Genomic DNA, 17673 nt, shown 5'->3' with positions numbered 1-17673 from the left:
CCTCCCGGAGTGCGTGCGACCATGCCGACGAAAGATATTGAGACTGCACCGGCGCATTCCGCCGGGGCGCGGCCGCGCGGCGGCTGGTCGCGCATACTCGATCTCGCGGCGCGCACACCCAGTGCCGCGAAGTTCCTGATCCTGGCGGCACTTCTGGCCGCACTGCCGGCGGCGATCTGGATCGATACCCGCAACCACACCGTCGAAGCGCTGGAGCGCGAGGCGCGCAACTTCGACGCCATCATCAGTTCGATCCGCGCTTACTACGCGTCCGACGTCGTCGCGCGCGTTCTGTCCGTCGAGGGCAAGAACGTCAGCGTCATCCACAACTATCTCGACACGCCGGGCGCCATCCCGATTCCGGCGTCGTTGTCGCTGGCGCTGGGCGGCGTCATTTCCGCCGGGCAGAAGCAGATGCGCTATCGCTTCGGCTCCGACTATCCCTTCGCCAATCGCAAGCCTATTCCGCTGGACGAGTTCGAGGCGCAAGGCCTCGCGGCGCTGCGCCGCGCCCCCGACCGGCCCGTGATCGAGGAGCGCACGGTCGGCGGCACGTCCGTCGTGCGCTACATGACGCCCGTGATGATGCTGCCGGGTTGCGTGGCCTGCCACAATTCGCATCCCGAAAGCCCCAAGCGCGACTGGAAGGTCGGCGATGTGCGCGGCTTCCAGGAGATCATCGTCGAGCGGCCGATCATCCTGGATCTGTCGTCGTTCCGCTGGATGACGATCTATATCGTCGTCGCGACGGCGATCGGCATCCTGACATTGCTGGTTTTGACCGCCGCGCGCCGGCGCGTCGAAGCGACGCGCGTGGCGTTGGACGGGCAGCTCGAACGCACGCGCATCGCGGAAGAGCTGCAGCGCAAGGAGCAGGATGCGCTCGCACAGATGTCGCAAACCGCGATCCGCGTCGCGGAGTCCGTGGACGCGATCCGCTATACGGCGAGCGAGATATCGCAAGGTTCGAACGATCTCGCGACGCGGACGGAGCGCCAGGCGTCGGCCTTGCAGCAGACGGTCGCGACGATGGCCGGGATCGAGGCGACGGTGTCGATGAACGCGCAGAACTCCGAACAGGCGCGCAAGCTCGCCGCAGACGCGCTGGCGCGCGCGGAGAGCGGCGGCACGGCCGTGTCGAGCATGGTCGCGGCGATGTCCGGCATCGCGGGCTCCTCGTCGCGGATATCGGAGATCATCCAGGTGATGGAGGAGATCTCGTTCCAGACGAAGTTGCTGGCGCTGAACGCGGCGGTGGAAGCCGCACGGGCCGGGGAGTCGGGCAAGGGTTTCGCGGTGGTGGCGCAGGAAGTGCGCTCGCTCGCGGATCGCTCGCGCCAAGCCTCGCAGCAGATCCGCGATCTGATCGCGGCGAGCACGCGCGAGGTGGGCCAGGGCGTGAAACTGGCCGGCGGGGCGGGCGAGGCGCTCGAAGAAATCGTCGAGATGGTGCGCAAGGTCGCGGCGATCGCCCCGGAGATCGCGGCGGGCAGCCGCGAGCAGTCGCGCAGCATCGCCGAAATCAACAAGGTGCTGGCGGACCTCGATATGGCGACGCGACAGAATGCGGCGCTGGTCGAGGAGAGTTCGGCTTCCGCCGCTTCGCTTGCGGATCAGGCCTCGCAACTCGTCGAGGTCGTGTCGAATTTCCGGGGCGATGGCATGCAAGCCGCCCCGGCGGCCCCGATGGCCGAGGCGGCGCCGGCGGTCCCGTCCGCGCCCAGCCCGCAACCGGCGAAGACGGTCGCGCGCGCGAAGTCGAACGATTGGGACGAGGAGTTCTGAAGATCGGTCCTTAAGCCTTCGACTTGCGCCTTGCGGGATTGCCGATCTCCCATGGGGCTTGCGCGAAGCGCGCCGCCAGGAAGTCGACGAAGCGGCGCACTTTGACCGACAAATGCCGCGCGGCGGGATAGACCGCGTGGATCGGCAATTCCTCGCCCTGGAAATCGGGCAGCACATCGACCAGTTGGCCCGACGCGATTTCGGCCCCGCCCAAGAAACTGGGCGTGAGCACGATGCCGCGCCCGGCCTTCGCCGCTTCGAGCAGCACGTCGCCGTTATTGGCCTTCAACGGCCCCGCGACGCGCACCGCGTGCATTTTCCCGTCGCGATCGTAGAAGCGCCATTCCGGGCCCAGCGAGGACAGCGTGTAGTCCAAGCAATCGTGCCAGGCGAGATCGGCGGGCGTTTTGGGTTTGCCCTTGCGTTGCAGATATTCGGGCGTGGCGGCCGCGATCAAACGCGCGCGCGCGATGCGCCGCGCGACCAAGCTCGACTCCGCCAAGCGCCCGACGCGCACCGCGACGTCGAGCCCTTCGTCGACCAGATCGACGACGCGATCGTTCAACGACAGATCGACCGCGACGTCGGGGCATTCGCGCATGAAATCCGCGATCGCGGGGCCCAGATGCCGGAAGCCGAACGACATGGGTGCTGCGACGCGCAGCACCCCGCGCGGATTGGCCGACGTATCGGCGACCGCGTTCTCCGCTTCCTCCAAATCCGCCAGCACGCGCTCGGCGCGGGCGTGGAAATCGCGCCCGGCTTCGGTCACCGACAATTTGCGCGTGGTGCGGTTCAGGAGGCGGGCACCCAGCTCCTCCTCCAGCGTCTGCACATGTTTGGTCGCCATCGCGCGCGACAGGCCGAGTTTTTCGGCGGCGCGCGAGAACGAGCCCGTTCCCACGACGGCGACATAGGTGCGAAGGGCGGCGAATTTATCCATGGCGCCGATTTTCGCATGCGCACACGGCTTTAAGCCAGTGCGCGGGCTTGCCGGGCGGGCGCCCTTGCCCCATATCGAAGGCCGGACATCCCCCGGAGGTTGCAAAATGGCCCGAAACCTTTCCCGCCGCCTGTTCGCCGGTACGATCCTGTCCCTGCCGTTCGCGGCACCCGTCTTGGCGCATCATGGCTGGTCGGGGTTCGATTCCACCCGCATCGTCCGGATCGACGGGCGCATCGTCGCGATGACCTACGACAATCCGCACGGCATGCTGCGCTTGGCCGCCGCCGACGGGGAATGGTCGGTCGAGTTGGCGCCGCCGTTCCGCATGCGCGCGCGTGGGCTGGAGCCGGACGCGATGGCGCCGGGCACGCAAGCCGTTCTCGAGGGTTACGCCCATAGCCGGACCGCGCGGCTGTTGCGCGCCGAGCGGATCGTCGTCGCCGGAATGACGACGGAACTGCGTTGATCGGCGAAGCCGCCGCTGCACTTCACGCGTCGGAGCTCGCGCAATTCGCGCGCGGCTCGGCGTGGTTCTATCCGGCGATGGCGTCGATCCACGTGCTGGGGGCCGCGCTGTTGATCGGGACCATCGCGTTGCTCGATCTGCGTTTGCTCGGCTTCGCCAAGGGCGTCGCCGTGGCCGCGTTGCAGCCTTTGGCGGTGCGCGTCGCGCTGATCGCGGCGGTATTTTGCGTGGCGAGCGGCGCACCGCTGTTCGCCGCCGGAGCGATTTCGCTGATCGCCAATCCGATCTTTTTGGTGAAACTCGCCGCGCTGGTGTTGGCGGCCGCGAACGCCGCCTTGCACCATCGCGGCGCTGGCGCGTCCGCGCTGCACGGCGCCGTGTCGTTGGGATGCTGGGCGACCGTCGCGGTCGCCGGAAAATTGGCCGTTTTCGTCTAAGCCCAATCCCGCCAATCGACCGCGTGCCATTCGCCGGTGGCGGGATCGCGCCAAGCGAGATCGTTGGGCAGGTCTTCGCGGAATTTCGGCACGCGGTCCCAGGCGGGCGGCAGCGGCGCGCCCGCCAGATCGTGCGAGATTTGCAAGCCTAAGAACATATCGACGGTTTCGCCGTCGCTCGACAGCGGCGCCACGATGCGGCTGGTCAGCGCGCGCTTATCGCCGTCGTGATGGAAATTGTTGCGCGCGAACACGCAAGCGCGCTTGGCGACGCACAGCGCGTACATCGCTTGCAGATAGTCGCGGAAGGGCGGGGCGCGCACCTCGTCGAGATAGGTGCCCGTGCGCGGGCCGTTCGATTCCTCCATCGAGCTGCCCAGCACGCGATAGAAGATGCGCCCGTCGTGATTCTGGACGATCAACAGCCAGGCCGCGAATTCCGGCAGGTCGAGCAGCGGATCGACGTCGCGCCTTGCCGGCATGTTCCGGCCCTGGCGTCGCGACTCCCAATACGCGACGAAGCGCGCATGATGCGGCGTTAGATTCATTATGAAGCTTCCCTGGCGAGGACTATCGCGGCTAGTTATTAGCGATTGGTGAAGATCGCTTGCGGTTGCATTTTGAATGCGCTTTTCGCCGGAAGCGCCGCGATGGTGCCGGAGTGCGTGCGGGGTTTGCCGGCGGGAAATGGTGCTGCGCGCAATAAACAATCCGTCGTCAGGGCCGGGATTTGCCGGATATTAGTGCTGCATTGCAGCGCACTTAACCGACAATCGGTTAAATGATTTTTATACCTGAAAAGTCAGTCACTTGTGGTTTGGCGTGCTTGCGTTTTTGGGCCCCAATAAGCTACTTCCGAGACAACGCCCAGGATCGGGCTGTCCGCGCGAGGAGCACCCATGGCACCCCTGCCGCCGAAAAAGAAATCGAAAGCCGACGACGTCGTCCCGAACTCGGGCGATCTGCTGAAATATTATCGCGACATGCTGTTGATCCGCCGCTTCGAGGAGAAGGCGGGCCAGATGTACGGCATGGGTCTGATCGGCGGCTTCTGCCATCTTTATATCGGCCAGGAAGCGGTCGTCGTGGGCATGCAATCCGCGATCACGCAAGCGGACTCGGTCATCACCTCCTATCGCGATCACGGCCATATGCTCGCCTGCGGCATGGATCCGGGCGGCGTGATGGCCGAACTCACCGGGCGCATCGGCGGCTTGTCGAAAGGCAAGGGCGGCTCGATGCACATGTTCTCGAAGGAAATGAATTTCTACGGCGGTCACGGCATCGTGGGCGCGCAGGTGCCGCTGGGGACGGGCCTCGCCTTCGCCTACAAGTATCGCGGTCTGCCGAACGTTTCGCTGACCTATATGGGCGACGGTGCCGTCAACCAGGGCCAGGTCTACGAAAGCTTCAACATGGCGCAGCTTTGGAAGCTGCCCGTGATCTACATCATCGAGAACAACCGCTACGGCATGGGCACGTCGATCGAGCGCGCCTCTTCGACGACCGATTTCTTCCATCGCGGTGCCGCACACGGCATTCCGGGCGAAGCGGTCGACGGCATGGACGTGCTCGCGGTGCGCGACGCGGCGATCCGCGCGGTCGAGCACGCGCGCACGAAAGGCCCGATCATCCTCGAGATGCAGACCTATCGCTATCGCGGCCACTCGATGTCCGACCCCGCGAAGTACCGCCAGAAGGAGGAGGTCGAGAAGATGCGCACCCAGCGCGATCCGATCGAAAACCTCGCCAAGGTGCTGATCGAGGGCAAATACGCCGACGAGGCGAAGCTCAAGGAAATCGACCGCGAGGTGAAGGACATCGCCTCGCGCGCGGCGGAGTTCGCGCAGAACTCGCCCGAGCCGCCGGTCGAAGAACTCTACACCGACGTCCTCGTCGAAGCGCGCTGAAGGAGCGGCAACATGCCCATTAACGTATTGATGCCCGCCCTTTCGCCGACGATGACCGAAGGCAAGATCGCGCGCTGGCTGAAGGCCGAAGGCGATCAAGTGAAGTCCGGCCAAGTGTTGTGCGAGATCGAGACCGACAAGGCGACGATGGAAGTCGAAGCGGTCGACGAAGGCACGCTCGCCAAGATCCTCGTGCCCGAAGGCACGGAGAACGTGAAGGTCAACGAGCCGATCGCGATCATCGCCGCCGACGGCGAAAGCGTGTCGGCCGCGTCGTCGGGCGCCCCCGCCGCCGCCAAGGCGGCCCCTGCCGCTGCGGCACCGCTCGCGGCCCCGGCGGTTCATGCCGCACCCGCCGCCGTGCAAGCGGCCGACGAGCCCGATATGGGCGAGACCAAGGTCCAGACCGTGCGCGAAGCCTTGCGCGACGGCATGGCCGAAGAAATGCGCCGCGACGAAGCGGTGTTCCTGATGGGCGAAGAAGTCGCCGAATATCAGGGCGCCTATAAGGTCAGCCAGAACCTGCTGCAGGAATTCGGGCCGCGCCGCGTGGTCGATACGCCGATCACCGAGCAGGGCTTCACCGGCCTCGCGGTCGGTGCGGGCTTCATGGGCTTGAAGCCGATCGTCGAGTTCATGACCTGGAACTTCTCGATGCAGGCGATCGACCAGATCATCAACTCCGCCGCCAAGACGCTCTACATGTCCGGCGGTCAGATGGGCTGCCCGATCGTGTTCCGCGGTCCCAACGGGGCGGCGAGCCGCGTGGCCGCGCAGCACTCGCAATGCTATGCGTCGTGGTACGCGCATTGCCCGGGCCTGAAGGTCGTGTCGCCCTGGTCGCCGGCGGATGCCAAGGGTCTGATCAAGGCCGCGATCCGCGATCCGAACCCGGTGCTGATCCTCGAGAACGAAATCCTCTACGGCACTTCGGGCCCGGTGCCCGTGTCGGCGGATTACGTCGTCCCGATCGGCAAGGCGAAGATCGTGCGTCCGGGCAAGGACGTGACGATTACCGCCTTCTCGATCATGGTCGGCAAGGCGCTCGCCGCGGCCGAGGAATTGGCCAAGATCGGCATCGACGCGGAAGTCATCGATCTGCGTTCGATCCGTCCGCTCGACACCGAGACGATCGTCAATAGCGTGAAGAAGACCAATCGCCTCGTGTCGTGCGAGGAAGGCTGGCCGTTCTCCGGCATCGGCTCGGAAATCGGCATGCGCATGATGGAGGAATGCTTCGATTGGCTCGATGCACCTGTGAAGCGCGTCCACGGCCTCGACATTCCGCTGCCTTACGCCGCCAATCTGGAAAAGCTGGCGCTGCCGCAGGCGGAATGGATCGTCGACGCTGCCAAATCCGTGCTCTACCGCAACTAAGAAAAACACCCGGGGAAACACATCATGCCGATCCAAGTATTGATGCCGGCTCTTTCGCCCACGATGACCGAGGGCAAGATCGCGCGCTGGCTCAAGGCCGAAGGCGATGCGGTCAAGTCGGGCCAAGTGCTCTGCGAGATCGAGACCGACAAGGCGACGATGGAAGTCGAGGCGGTGGACGAAGGCATCCTCGCCAAGATCGTCGTCGCCGGCGGCACGGAAGGCGTAAAGGTCAATCAGCTGATCGCGTTGATCGCCGGCGAAGGCGAAGACGCGAAGGCGGTTGCGGCCTCGGGCGCCGGCGCTGCCGCGCCGGCGCCGAAGGCGGCGGCACCGGCTGCTGCGGCACCCGCTGCGGCGGCTGCGCCAGCCGCAGCGCCTGCCGCCGTCCCGGCGGCGGCGTCGCATGGCGAGCGTACCTTCGCATCGCCGCTCGCCAAGCGCATGGCGGAGCAGGCGGGTCTCGATCTTTCCAAGATCGCGGGCTCGGGCCCCGGCGGCCGCGTGGTGAAGCACGATATCGAAGCCGCCGTCGCGGGCGGTGGCGCCAAGAAGGCGGCGGCCCCGGCCGCTGCGGCCGCTGCTTCGTCGGCACCGGCGCCGGCCGCCGTGTCGTCGTCGGCGATCGCGGGCATCGGGCCGCACAAGCTGGTTCCGCTGTCGACGATGCGCAAAGTCATCGCGCGCCGCCTGACGGAATCCAAGCAGCAGGTCCCGCATTTCTATCTGACGGTGGATTGCGAGATCGACAAGCTGCTTGCCGGCCGCGCGGCCTTGAACGCCAAGGCGCCCGAGAAGGGCCCGGGTGCCTTCAAGCTGTCGGTCAACGACTTCATCATCAAGGCCGTGGCCGTGGCGTTGCGCCAAGTGCCCAACGCCAACGCCTCGTTCTCCGATGACGGCATGCTGCTGTGGGACAACGTGGACATCTCGGTCGCCGTCGCGATCCCCGGCGGTCTGATCACGCCGATCATCAAGGACGCCGACAAGAAGGGCCTGGTCGACATCTCGAACACGATGAAGGACCTCGCCGCGCGCGCCAAGGACGGCAAGCTGAAGCCCGAGGAATTCCAGGGCGGCACGTTCTCGATCTCCAATCTCGGCATGTTCGGGATCAAGGATTTCGCGGCCGTGATCAACCCGCCGCAGGGCTGCATCCTGGCGGTGGGGGCGGGCGAACAGCGCCCGGTCGTGAAGAACGGCGCGCTCGCCATCGCCACGGTGATGAGCTGCACGCTGTCGGTCGACCATCGCGTGGTCGACGGCGCGGTCGGGGCCGAGTTCCTGTCCGCGTTCAAGAAGATCGTCGAAGACCCGCTGGCGATGCTGCTGTAATCGCGCGCGCCGTCGAAACATTCAGGAGACGCGGGACATGCCCGAACAGAATTTCGATCTGATCGTCGTCGGCGGCGGGCCGGGCGGCTATGTCGCCGCGATCCGTGCGGCGCAGTTGAAGATGAACGTCGCGCTGGTCGAGCGCGAGCATCTGGGCGGTATTTGCCTCAACTGGGGCTGCATCCCGACCAAGGCGCTGCTGCGCTCGGCCGAGATCCACCATCTGCTGCATCACGTCGACCAGTTCGGCTTCTCGGTCGAGAACATAAAGTTCGATGCGAAGAAGGTCGTCGACCGTTCGCGCAAAGTGGCGGCGCAACTGTCGGGCGGCGTGAAGCACCTCCTGAAGAAGAACAAGGTCACGGTGTTCGACGGGCAGGGTGCTCTGAACGGCGTGGGTGCGGCGGGCGTGCGTAAGATCGCCGTCACCAAGGACGGCAAGCCGGTCGCGGATTTGACCGCCAAGAACGTGATCCTCGCGACCGGCGCGCGCGCGCGCGTGGTGCCGGGCATGGAGCCCGACGGCAAGTTCGTCTGGACCTACAAGGAAGCGATGGTGCCGCAGGGCATCCCGAAATCGCTGCTCGTCGTCGGCTCGGGCGCCATCGGCATCGAGTTCGCGTCGTTCTACAAGAACATGGGTGCGGACGTGACCGTGGTCGAAATGATGGACCGCGTGTTGCCGGTGGAGGACGAGGAAATCTCCGCTTTCGCGCGCAAGGCGTTCGAGAAGCAGGGGATGAAGATCCTCACTTCGGCGACCGTGAAGGGCCTCAAGAAAAACGCCGACAGCGTGACCGTGACGGTCGAGGCGAACGGCAAGGCGCAGGAAATCACCGTCGAGCGCGTGATCTCCGCCGTCGGCATCGTCGGCAATGTCGAGAAGATCGGCCTCGAAGGCACCAAGGTGAAGGTCGATCGCACGCATGTCGTGATCGACCAGTTCGGCCGCACCGGCGAGCTGGGCGTCTACGCGATCGGCGATATCGCCGGGCCGCCGTGGCTGGCGCACAAGGCGAGCCATGAAGGCGTGATGGTCGTCGAAACGATCGCGGGCCTCAAAGGCGTGCATCCGCTCGACGTCACCAATATTCCGGGCTGCACCTATTGCACGCCGCAGGTCGCGTCGGTCGGTTTGACCGAAAAGAAGGCGAAGGAGCTGGGCCACACTGTCAAGGTCGGCCGCTTCCCCTTCATCGGCAACGGCAAGGCGATCGCGCTGGGCGAGCCCGAGGGCATGGTGAAGACCGTGTTCGACGCCAAGACCGGCGAATTGCTCGGCGCGCATATGGTCGGTGCGGAAGTCACCGAGATGATCCAGGGTTACGGCATCGCCAAGACGCTGGAAACGACCGAAGCCGAGCTGATGCACACGGTCTTCCCGCATCCGACCCTGTCCGAAATGATGCACGAGAGCGTCCTTGACGCTTACGGCCGGGCGATCCATTTCTAGGTGATGGAACAGCGCGTCCGTCACCCCGAAAAGGCGCACCGGCCCGACAATCCGGTTCAGGTGCGCAAACCGGATTGGATTCGCGTCAAAGCGCCGGTCTCCGCCGAATACGCGGAAACGCGCAAGATCGTGCGCGAGCACAATCTGGTCACGGTCTGCGAGGAAGCGGCCTGCCCCAATATCGGCGAGTGCTGGAAGAAGAAGCACGCGACGATGATGTTGCTGGGCGCCATCTGCACGCGCGCCTGCTCGTTCTGCAACGTCGCGACCGGCATGCCCGACAAGCTCGACCCGCACGAGCCCGACAACGTCGCGTCGGCGGTCGAGAAGATGGGGCTCAACCACATCGTTCTGACCTCGGTCGATCGCGACGATCTGCCGGACGGCGGGGCGGCGCATTTCGCGCGCACGATCCGCGCGATCCGCCAGCGCAACCCCGGCACGACGATCGAAGTGCTCACGCCCGATTTCCTGCGCAAAGACGGCGCCTTGGAAATCGTCGTCGAAGCGCGGCCGGACGTGTTCAACCACAATCTCGAAACCGTGCCGCGTCTCTATCCGACGATCCGCCCCGGCGCGCGCTACTTCCACAGCTTGCGCTTGTTGCAGCGGGTGAAGGAGATCGACCCGTCGATCTTCACCAAATCGGGCTTGATGGTCGGCCTCGGCGAAACGCGGATCGAGATCATGCAGGTGATGGACGATCTGCGCGTCGCCGACGTGGATTTCCTGACCATCGGTCAATATCTCCAGCCCACGGCCAAGCACGCGGCGGTCGATCGCTTCGTCACACCCGACGAATTTGCAGAATACGCTACGCTGGCCAAGGCCAAGGGCTTTTTGCTGGTCGCCTCGACGCCGCTGACGCGCTCGTCCTATCACGCGGACCGCGATTTCGCGGCGTTGCGCGCGGCGCGGGAAGCGAAATTGTCGGCCTCGGCCAAGCCGGCCGCCGAATAGGGCATTGCCCCCGGTACCGCTTCCGCGCTATCCGCGTTGACGATGCCCACGCACGCCGAGAAGCGAAAGATGCCGTATTCCTCCGCCCAGCTTTACAAGCTGGTCGCGGAGGTCGACCGCTATCCCGAATTCCTGCCTTGGTGCATCGCCGCGCGCCTCAAAAACCGCGACGCGAATGTCGATACCTGGGACCTCGTCATCGGCTTCAAGATGATCCGCGAGCGCTTCACCAGCAAGGTGACGCTCGCACCGCCCGATCCCACGGGCCTTGCGCGCATCGACGTCGCCTATGCCGACGGCCCGTTCCGCTACCTCAACAACCATTGGATCTTCGTGCCGCAGGACGACGGATCTTGCGAGATCGATTTCTACGTCGATTTCGAATTCCGCTCGCGCATGCTGCAATCGATCATGGGCATGTTGTTCAACGAGGCCGTGCGCCGCATGGTCACCGCGTTCGAAACCCGCGCCCAGGCGCTGTACGGGGAGAAGCCGAAATGAGCGATCCGGTCGAACTGGTTCTGGGCGGTAAGACGCACGATATCGGCGCTTTCATGGTCCGGCGTACATTGCCGCAAGCCAAGCGCCGCCATCTCGGCCCCTTCGTGTTTTTCGACGAGGTCGGCCCCGCGACGCTGAAGCAAGGCGAGGGCATGGATGTGCGCCCGCATCCGCATATCGGCCTGTCGACCGTGACCTATCTGTTCGACGGCGAAATCCTGCATCGGGATTCGCTGGGCTTCGTGCAAGCGATCAAGCCCGGCGCGCTCAACTGGATGACCGCGGGCAAGGGTATCGTCCATTCCGAACGCACCGATCCCGCGTTGCGCGGCGGCGGGTTGAAGATCCACGGAATCCAGACTTGGGTGGCGCTGCCGCCGGATTTGGAGGAATGCGAACCGAGCTTCTCGCATCATCCCGCGGAAACGCTGCCCGAAACCAAGATCGGCGGCGTGGCGCTGAAGCTCATCCTCGGCAGCGCCTATGGTCTGGTTTCGCCGGTTCCGTCGGCATGGCCGATCTTCTATGTCCATGCCGAGTTCGCGGCGGGGACGGCGCTGACGATGACCGACGAACACCAAGAACGCGGCTTCTATGTCGTGTCGGGCAAGCTGGATGTCGCGGGCAAAAGCTACGGGCCGGGCGAACTGGTCGTGTTGCGCGACGGCGAAACGAATGTGACCTTGCGCGCGAGCGAACAAACGCGCGCGATGCTGCTCGGCGGCAAGGCATTGCCGGGCGCGCGCACCATCTGGTGGAATTTCGTGTCGTCGGACAAGGACCGGCTGGAGCGCGCGAAGGCGGCGTGGAAGGCCGGTCAATTCCCGAAGGTCCCCGGCGAAACGGAATTTATCCCGCTGCCGGACTAAACGTTCTCCACGATCATCGTCAGCGCTTGCTGTACCGATTGGCGGCGCACGGCGTCGCGATCGCCGGGGAAAATCCGGTGCGTCGCGATCGTCGGCTTGTCCTTGCGCGCGAGACCGAAATGGACGAGGCCGACGGGCTTCTCCGGCGTGCCGCCGCCGGGGCCTGCGACACCGGTGATCGACACGGCGATACCGGCACGGCTTTTGGCCAGCGCCCCTTCCGCCATCGCGCGCGCGACCGGTTCGCTGACGGCGCCGAACGCGCGCAAAAGCGCTTCGGGCACGCCCAGCATGTCCATCTTCGCTTCGTTCGAATAGGTCACGAAGCCGCGATCGACCACGTCGGACGAGCCGGGAATGGCGGTCAGCGCGCCCGCGACCAAACCGCCGGTGCAGGATTCTGCCGTCGCGAGCATCACGCCCGCCCGGCGGCACGCGTTCAGCACGTCGAAGGCGAGGGCGGCTTCAAAATTTGATTCGGTCGATGACATCTTGCACCGGTAGATACGTCGAAACGGCCCAGATCGCCACACCCGACCACAAAGCGGCGAGCAGATCGTCGAGCATGACGCCGAGCCCGCCTTTCACGTTGCGATCGGCCCAACTCGCGGGGAAGGGCTTTACGATATCGGCCGCGCGGAACAGCAGGAAGGCCAGAACCCAGGCCCAAATCTCGAACGGCGCGAAGAGCAGTGTGAGCCACATGCCCGCCACTTCGTCGATCACGATAAAGCCGGGGTCCTTCACCGAAAGCTTGTCGGTGACGCGCGCGGAGGCCCAGATGCCCAGCGCCGAGACGGCGATCGTCGCCAGCAGCAGCAATGTCCAGCCGCCGATGATCCAAATCACATAGGCGAAGGGCAGGGCCGCAAGCGTGCCCCACGTACCCGACGCGAAGGGAACGAGGCCCGAGCCGAACCAAGTCGCCAGCAACGCGGCCGGATCGCTGAGCCGGAATCCGTCCGGCAAGCGGCCATAGGTGAATTGCAGCTTCACGGCAGCGCCACGGTCGCGGCGGCTTGTGCGGCGATCCCTTCGCGCCGCCCGGCGAAGCCAAGGCCTTCGGTCGTCGTCGCTTTGACCGAAACGCGCGAAATATCGATGCCGAGGATTTCGGCGATCCGCGCCCGCATCGCGTCGCGATGCGGGCCGACCTTGGGCCGTTCGCAGATCAGCGTGACATCGACATGGCGGATCACGCCGCCGCGTGTACGGATCAGCTTGGCGGCATGGGCCAAGAAGCGGTCGGACGAAGCGCCGCGCCATTGCGGATCGGAAGGCGGGAAATGCGCGCCGATATCCGCTTCGCAGATCGCCCCCAGCAGCGCGTCGGTCAGCGCGTGCAGGCCGACATCGGCATCCGAATGCCCGTCGAGCCCCGCCTCGTGCGGCACGTTCACGCCGCAGAGCCACACACCATCGCCGGGGCCGAATTTATGCACGTCGAAACCCGTGCCGGTGCGGATATCGCCGCGCGCCACGTCGCGCGATGCGCGCGCAAGGTCTTCCTCGGTCGTGATCTTGAAATTGCTCTCCGACGCCATGACCAAAGATACCTTCAATCCGGCATGGCGCGCGACCGCCGCGTCGTCGGTCAGCGCCAAGCCTGCCGCTTTGCGATGGGCGGCGAGAATATCGGCGTAGCGGAAGGCTTGCGGCGTTTGCGCGCGCCAGAGTTTGTCGCGCGGGACGAGCGTGTCGGCCGCCTTGTCCGCTTCGCGCCACAACGTGTCGGTCACGGGGATTGCGGCGATGGCCGCCGGCGCATCGTCGAGGGCGGCGATCATCCGATCGATCAGATCGCCGCTCGCGAAGGGGCGCGCGCCATCATGAATCAGCACGCGCTTGGGCGTGAGGGCTTCGAGGCTTTCGAGCCCGCGCCGCACGCTGTCTTGCCGTTCGCGTCCGCCCGCGACGGGATCGAGCAGCGCCAAACCTTGTGTCGCGCGCGCATAGAGATCGGCGTCGGCGGGATCGTAGACGACGCGCACGGCGTCGATGCGCGCATGTTCGGCGAAGGCGCGCAGCGTGTGGCGCAGAACCGGCGCGCCGCCGAGATCGCGATATTGCTTGGGCACCGCGCCGGGCAGGCGCGTACCCTTACCGGCCGCGAGAACAAGCGCGATGGTGTCGGTCATCATCCGGTCGTATTCTAGCGCGAAGCTCACGGCAAGATTTTCGAGGGGAGGGAACCATGCCCGCTTACATCATCGCCGATGTCGACGTCTCGGACCCCGCGAAATACGAAGGCTACAAGGCGTTGTCGCCCGGCGCCATCGCCGCCGCCGGCGGCAAATTCATCGTGCGCGGCGGGGAGAGCCAGGTGCTGGAAGGGGATTGGCGCCCGTCGCGGGTGATCGTCGCCGAGTTCCCGGATTTCGCCACCGCCAAGGCGTTCTACGATTCAGCCCTTTACGTGAAGGCCCGCAAGGCGCGCGAAGGGGCGACGGCGAAGTTCAACATGATCGTGGTGCAAGGGCTCTAACCACGGCATTATCCCGGCCGTTATGTCGGTTGCCGGTTTCGTTCTGTCGCTATCCGCCCTCGTGTCGCTGGTCCCGTTGGGACTGGCGCGCATCGACGCGCATCGCGCGCCCTGGCTGGCGCTGGCCATCGCCATCGCGGGGCCTGCGGTGCTGCTGACCCATTCCTTCGCCGGGGGCTGGCGCACCGGCCTTGCCACCGCCTTGTGGCTGGCGATTCTGGTCAGCATGGCGTTGTTCGCTGGCGTGGTCGCCTTGCGGCGCGGGGCGGAGCGATTGGCGCCGCTCTTGGCGTTTTATCTGGTGATTCTCGCGGCCATCGCGACCGTGTGGCAGCACGCCCCCGAACGCCCGCTGATGGGCCAGGCTCCGGAAGGCTGGTTGATCGCGCATATCCTGGTGGCCTTGGTCGCCTATGGCTTGCTGACGCTGGCGGCGATGGCGGGGCTTGCGGTGTTCCTGCAGGAACGCGCGCTCAAAAACAAACGGCCGACGGATTTCACCCGCCGCCTGCCGTCGATCGCCGACGGGGAGCGGTTGTTGGCCGAGCTGCTTCTCGCGTCGGGCGCGGTTTTGGCTGTCGCGTTGATCTCCGGCGGCGTGTTGTCGTGGCTGACTTTCGCCGCCCCGATGAAGCTCGACCACAAGACCGTGCTGTCCTTCGCGGCGTTCCTGGCGATTTCGGGCCTGCTCTGGGTCCATCACCGGGGCGGCATCTCGGGGCGCCGCGCCGCGCGTTATGTGCTGTTCGCTTATTTGCTGCTCACATTGGCCTATCCGGGCGTGAAGTTTGTCTCGGACGTGATTTTGGGTTAGCGGCGGACTTTTGCGCTGCGGAATTATTCCCAGCGAATCGCCGTGTACTTAGAAAATCCTTTGTTTTGCAGTGCAATATACTGACAGTGTAACAGCCGCTTGCCAGACGGCTTTGGTCGGGGTAAAACCGCTCAAACTCTAATCACCCCGGGCGACCTGCACAATCAATGAGCATTCAAATCGGCCCCATTCAACTCGACGCGCCGGTGGTTCTGGCTCCGTTGTCTGGCATTTCGGATTTGCCGTTCCGCAAGCTGGTGAAGCGCTTCGGCGCCGGTTTGGTGGTTTCGGAGATGATCGCGAGCCAAGCGATGATCCGCGAAACCCGCCAATCGCTGCTGATGGCCCAATTCGAGCCCGAGGAATTCCCCATGGCCGTGCAGCTTGCGGGCTGCGAGCCGTCGGTGATGGCCGAAGCGGCGAAGCTCAACGAAGATCGCGGCGCGCAGATCATCGACATCAATTTCGGCTGCCCGGTGAAGAAGATCGTCAACGGCCATGCGGGATCCTCGCTGATGCGCGACGAATTGCTGGCCGCGCGCATTCTGGAAGCGACCGCCAAGGCCGTGAAAGTGCCCGTGACGCTGAAGATGCGCTTGGGCTGGGATCACAATTCGCTGAACGCGCCCAAGCTCGCGCGCATCGCGCAGGAATGCGGGATTAAATCGCTGGCGATCCATGGCCGCACGCGCCAGCAATTCTACACCGGCAAGGCCGATTGGTCGGCGATCCGTAGCGTGAAGGACGCGGTGTCGATCCCGGTCGTCGCCAATGGCGATATCCAAACCTACGACGACGCGGCCGAAGCCTTGCGCCAATCGGGGGCCGACGGCGTGATGATCGGGCGCGGCGCTTGCGGGCGGCCGTGGTTCCCGGCCAACGTCATCAAGTTCCTGGCGACGGGCGAACGCGCGCGCGACCCGTCTTTGCGCGAACAGATGGACGTGGTGCTCGAACACTATGAAGCGATGCTGTCGCATTACGGGCTGGACGCGGGCAAGCGCGTGGCGCGCAAGCATTTGGGCTGGTATGCGCGCGGGTTTCCGGGGGCTGTCGAGTTCCGCTCGAAGGTCATGACCGTCGCCGAACCCGCCGACGTGCGCGAAATGGTGCGCGCGGCCTGGGGCCGCGGGATCGAGGCGGGCTGGGAACCGCCCGCGCGATCGGAACCCGTCGCCGGCTTGCAGGAGGCCGCATAATGGCGCTCGTCGTGCCGATGCCCGTGACGCCGCTGCCCGACGTGAAGCTCGATCATTCCGCCGTGCTGGCCGCGATCCCCGACGCCGTATTGGTCGTCGACGCGGGCGATACGATCCTGCTCGCCAATCCCGCCGCCGAAAGCTTTTTCGAAGCGGGTGCGAGCGTGCTGATCGGCAAGACGCTGACCGAGTTCATTCCCGACGACAATCCCGTGTTCGGCGTGCTGCATCAGGCGCGCAAACATGGGGCTTCGGTGTCCGAAGAAGAAGTCGCGATCGAAACGCCGCGCATCGGCCATCAATTGGTTTCGGTGCGCGCGGGCTATGTCGGTGAGGGCGGGGAAGGGCAGATCGCGCTGGTCCTGCAACGCCGCTCGATCGCGCGCACGATCGGCCGCCAGCTCGTCCATCGCAACACGGTGCGTTCGGTCGGTGCGATGGCGCAGATGCTGGCGCACGAGGTGAAGAACCCGTTGTCCGGCATTCGCGGTGCGGCACAGCTTCTCGAACAAACCGCGCAGCCGCAGGACCGCGAACTCACGCGTCTGATCTGCGACGAGTCCGATCGCATTCGCGCGCTGGTCGACCGGATGGAGATTTTCTCCGAAGGCCTGCCGTTCGAGGCGGGCCCGGTGAACATCCATCGCGTGCTGGGCCATGTGCGCATGCTGGCCCAGGCCGGGTTCGGCCGGCATGTCCGCTTCGTCGAGAATTACGATCCGTCGCTGCCGCCGGTGCTGGGCAACCGCAACCAGCTGATCCAGATTTTCCTGAATCTGGTGAAGAACGCGGCCGAGGCGGTGCCCCGCCAGGGCGGCGAGATCGTGCTGTCGACGGCGTTCCAGCAGGGCGTGCGCTTTGCGGTCCCGGGAACGAACCAACGCGTTTCGCTGCCGCTGGTCGTCTCGGTCCAGGATAACGGCGAAGGCATCCCGGAAGACGTCCGGACGCATCTCTTCGAACCCTTTATTACGACGAAGAAACAGGGCACTGGCCTGGGACTTGCTTTGGTCGCCAAAATCGTCGGCGATCATGGTGGCGTCATCGAATTCGACGGCCAACCCCGCCGGACGATTTTCCGGGTCCGGCTGCCGATCGCCAGCGGCGCGGCGGTCGAGTAGACGAGCGAAGGCGGG

The 17673-nt window shown here is 65.3% G+C and carries 19 protein-coding genes; 14 read left to right on the top strand and 5 right to left on the bottom strand.

Translation table 11 applies throughout. The features are described from left to right. The first annotated feature begins 21 nt into the window (after window positions 1-21). Window positions 22-1785: a DUF3365 domain-containing protein gene (locus J0H39_12625; protein MBN9497593.1), complete on the top strand. Its 1764-nt coding sequence runs from the start codon at window positions 22-24 to the stop codon at window positions 1783-1785. Window positions 1786-1795: 10 nt separating this feature from the next. Here J0H39_12625 and J0H39_12620 read toward each other — a convergent pair whose 3' ends face one another. After that, window positions 1796-2728: a LysR family transcriptional regulator gene (locus J0H39_12620; GenBank protein MBN9497592.1), complete on the bottom strand. Its 933-nt coding sequence runs from the start codon at window positions 2726-2728 to the stop codon at window positions 1796-1798. 130 nt (window positions 2729-2858) lie between these two features. Here J0H39_12620 and J0H39_12615 point away from each other — a divergent pair, with 130 nt between their 5' ends. Beyond that, window positions 2859-3197, top strand: coding sequence for a hypothetical protein (locus J0H39_12615; protein ID MBN9497591.1), 339 nt, complete (start codon window positions 2859-2861; stop codon window positions 3195-3197). Further along, window positions 3194-3634 carry a hypothetical protein gene (locus tag J0H39_12610; GenBank protein ID MBN9497590.1) on the top strand — a complete coding sequence of 147 codons (441 nt, stop codon included), beginning with the start codon at window positions 3194-3196 and terminating at the stop codon, window positions 3632-3634. Before J0H39_12615 ends, J0H39_12610 begins: the two co-directional genes overlap by 4 nt. On the opposite strand, the gene J0H39_12605 is transcribed toward J0H39_12610, so the two are convergent. After that, on the bottom strand, window positions 3631-4182 hold the full coding sequence (locus J0H39_12605; GenBank protein MBN9497589.1) for a PAS domain-containing protein: 552 nt from the start codon (window positions 4180-4182) through the stop codon (window positions 3631-3633). The two genes, J0H39_12610 and J0H39_12605, sit on opposite strands and share 4 nt — an antisense overlap. A 351-nt stretch (window positions 4183-4533) precedes the next feature. Between J0H39_12605 and pdhA the strand changes: the two genes are divergently transcribed. Genes pdhA through J0H39_12570 form a run of 7 tightly spaced genes read left to right on the top strand, consistent with a single transcriptional unit; the run spans window position 4534 to window position 12039 of the window. Further along, complete coding sequence (gene pdhA / locus J0H39_12600) at window positions 4534-5544, top strand: pyruvate dehydrogenase (acetyl-transferring) E1 component subunit alpha (GenBank protein MBN9497588.1); 1011 nt, start codon at window positions 4534-4536, stop codon at window positions 5542-5544. A gap of 12 nt (window positions 5545-5556) precedes the next feature. Beyond that, a complete protein-coding gene (locus tag J0H39_12595) occupies window positions 5557-6921 on the top strand; it encodes a pyruvate dehydrogenase complex E1 component subunit beta (GenBank protein MBN9497587.1) in 1365 nt (454 codons plus the stop codon). Window positions 6922-6945: 24 nt separating this feature from the next. After that, on the top strand, window positions 6946-8256 hold the full coding sequence (locus J0H39_12590; GenBank protein MBN9497586.1) for a pyruvate dehydrogenase complex dihydrolipoamide acetyltransferase: 1311 nt from the start codon (window positions 6946-6948) through the stop codon (window positions 8254-8256). A 37-nt stretch (window positions 8257-8293) separates the two neighbouring features. Next, complete coding sequence (gene lpdA / locus J0H39_12585; protein ID MBN9497585.1) at window positions 8294-9709, top strand: dihydrolipoyl dehydrogenase; 1416 nt, start codon at window positions 8294-8296, stop codon at window positions 9707-9709. A gap of 3 nt (window positions 9710-9712) precedes the next feature. Continuing rightward, window positions 9713-10669: a lipoyl synthase gene (gene lipA / locus J0H39_12580; GenBank protein ID MBN9497584.1), complete on the top strand. Its 957-nt coding sequence runs from the start codon at window positions 9713-9715 to the stop codon at window positions 10667-10669. 42 nt (window positions 10670-10711) lie between these two features. After that, window positions 10712-11170: a type II toxin-antitoxin system RatA family toxin gene (locus J0H39_12575; GenBank protein MBN9497583.1), complete on the top strand. Its 459-nt coding sequence runs from the start codon at window positions 10712-10714 to the stop codon at window positions 11168-11170. Next, on the top strand, window positions 11167-12039 hold the full coding sequence (locus tag J0H39_12570) for a pirin family protein (protein MBN9497582.1): 873 nt from the start codon (window positions 11167-11169) through the stop codon (window positions 12037-12039). The genes J0H39_12575 and J0H39_12570 overlap by 4 nt, the downstream gene beginning before the upstream one ends. On the opposite strand, the gene J0H39_12565 is transcribed toward J0H39_12570, so the two are convergent. From J0H39_12565 to J0H39_12555, 3 genes are all read right to left on the bottom strand, one after another. Next, the gene (locus tag J0H39_12565) at window positions 12036-12530 is read right to left on the bottom strand and encodes a CinA family protein (GenBank protein MBN9497581.1); all 495 of its coding nucleotides are present in this window, start codon (window positions 12528-12530) and stop codon (window positions 12036-12038) included. The genes J0H39_12570 and J0H39_12565 overlap by 4 nt on opposite strands. Then, entirely contained in the window at window positions 12505-12969 is a 465-nt protein-coding gene (locus tag J0H39_12560) for a phosphatidylglycerophosphatase A (protein ID MBN9497580.1), read from the bottom strand. Before J0H39_12560 ends, J0H39_12565 begins: the two co-directional genes overlap by 26 nt. 62 nt (window positions 12970-13031) lie before the next feature. Beyond that, the gene (locus J0H39_12555; protein MBN9497579.1) at window positions 13032-14177 is read right to left on the bottom strand and encodes a bifunctional 2-C-methyl-D-erythritol 4-phosphate cytidylyltransferase/2-C-methyl-D-erythritol 2,4-cyclodiphosphate synthase; all 1146 of its coding nucleotides are present in this window, start codon (window positions 14175-14177) and stop codon (window positions 13032-13034) included. 56 nt (window positions 14178-14233) lie between these two features. On the opposite strand from J0H39_12555, the gene J0H39_12550 reads away from it, so the two are divergent. From J0H39_12550 to J0H39_12535, 4 genes are all read left to right on the top strand, one after another. Beyond that, window positions 14234-14524: a DUF1330 domain-containing protein gene (locus J0H39_12550; protein MBN9497578.1), complete on the top strand. Its 291-nt coding sequence runs from the start codon at window positions 14234-14236 to the stop codon at window positions 14522-14524. A gap of 22 nt (window positions 14525-14546) precedes the next feature. Further along, the gene (gene ccsA, locus J0H39_12545; protein MBN9497577.1) at window positions 14547-15338 is read left to right on the top strand and encodes a cytochrome c biogenesis protein CcsA; all 792 of its coding nucleotides are present in this window, start codon (window positions 14547-14549) and stop codon (window positions 15336-15338) included. A gap of 167 nt (window positions 15339-15505) precedes the next feature. Further along, entirely contained in the window at window positions 15506-16537 is a 1032-nt protein-coding gene (gene dusB, locus J0H39_12540) for a tRNA dihydrouridine synthase DusB (GenBank protein MBN9497576.1), read from the top strand. Beyond that, the gene (locus J0H39_12535; protein ID MBN9497575.1) at window positions 16537-17658 is read left to right on the top strand and encodes a PAS domain-containing protein; all 1122 of its coding nucleotides are present in this window, start codon (window positions 16537-16539) and stop codon (window positions 17656-17658) included. Before dusB ends, J0H39_12535 begins: the two co-directional genes overlap by 1 nt. Window positions 17659-17673: the final 15 nt, after the last annotated feature.

This window comes from Alphaproteobacteria bacterium (genome assembly GCA_017308135.1).
In the GTDB taxonomy this organism is placed as follows: domain Bacteria; phylum Pseudomonadota; class Alphaproteobacteria; order CACIAM-22H2; family CACIAM-22H2; genus Tagaea.
The sequence above is the reverse complement of the archived record's forward strand: the minus strand, read 5'-3'. Positions and strand labels throughout refer to the sequence as shown.

Excerpts from the sequence above, each read along its gene's own strand:
- J0H39_12625 (MBN9497593.1), top strand. The coding sequence starts at position 22 with ATGCCGACGAAAGATATTGAGACTGCACCGGCGCATTCCGCCGGGGCG.
- J0H39_12620 (MBN9497592.1), bottom strand. The coding sequence starts at position 2,728 with ATGGATAAATTCGCCGCCCTTCGCACCTATGTCGCCGTCGTGGGAACG.
- J0H39_12605 (MBN9497589.1), bottom strand. The coding sequence starts at position 4,182 with ATGAATCTAACGCCGCATCATGCGCGCTTCGTCGCGTATTGGGAGTCG.
- pdhA (MBN9497588.1), top strand. The coding sequence starts at position 4,534 with ATGGCACCCCTGCCGCCGAAAAAGAAATCGAAAGCCGACGACGTCGTC.
- J0H39_12595 (MBN9497587.1), top strand. The coding sequence starts at position 5,557 with ATGCCCATTAACGTATTGATGCCCGCCCTTTCGCCGACGATGACCGAA.
- J0H39_12590 (MBN9497586.1), top strand. The coding sequence starts at position 6,946 with ATGCCGATCCAAGTATTGATGCCGGCTCTTTCGCCCACGATGACCGAG.
- lpdA (MBN9497585.1), top strand. The coding sequence starts at position 8,294 with ATGCCCGAACAGAATTTCGATCTGATCGTCGTCGGCGGCGGGCCGGGC.
- lipA (MBN9497584.1), top strand. The coding sequence starts at position 9,713 with ATGGAACAGCGCGTCCGTCACCCCGAAAAGGCGCACCGGCCCGACAAT.
- J0H39_12575 (MBN9497583.1), top strand. The coding sequence starts at position 10,712 with ATGCCCACGCACGCCGAGAAGCGAAAGATGCCGTATTCCTCCGCCCAG.
- J0H39_12570 (MBN9497582.1), top strand. The coding sequence starts at position 11,167 with ATGAGCGATCCGGTCGAACTGGTTCTGGGCGGTAAGACGCACGATATC.
- J0H39_12565 (MBN9497581.1), bottom strand. The coding sequence starts at position 12,530 with ATGTCATCGACCGAATCAAATTTTGAAGCCGCCCTCGCCTTCGACGTG.
- J0H39_12555 (MBN9497579.1), bottom strand. The coding sequence starts at position 14,177 with ATGACCGACACCATCGCGCTTGTTCTCGCGGCCGGTAAGGGTACGCGC.
- J0H39_12550 (MBN9497578.1), top strand. The coding sequence starts at position 14,234 with ATGCCCGCTTACATCATCGCCGATGTCGACGTCTCGGACCCCGCGAAA.
- ccsA (MBN9497577.1), top strand. The coding sequence starts at position 14,547 with ATGTCGGTTGCCGGTTTCGTTCTGTCGCTATCCGCCCTCGTGTCGCTG.
- dusB (MBN9497576.1), top strand. The coding sequence starts at position 15,506 with ATGAGCATTCAAATCGGCCCCATTCAACTCGACGCGCCGGTGGTTCTG.
- J0H39_12535 (MBN9497575.1), top strand. The coding sequence starts at position 16,537 with ATGGCGCTCGTCGTGCCGATGCCCGTGACGCCGCTGCCCGACGTGAAG.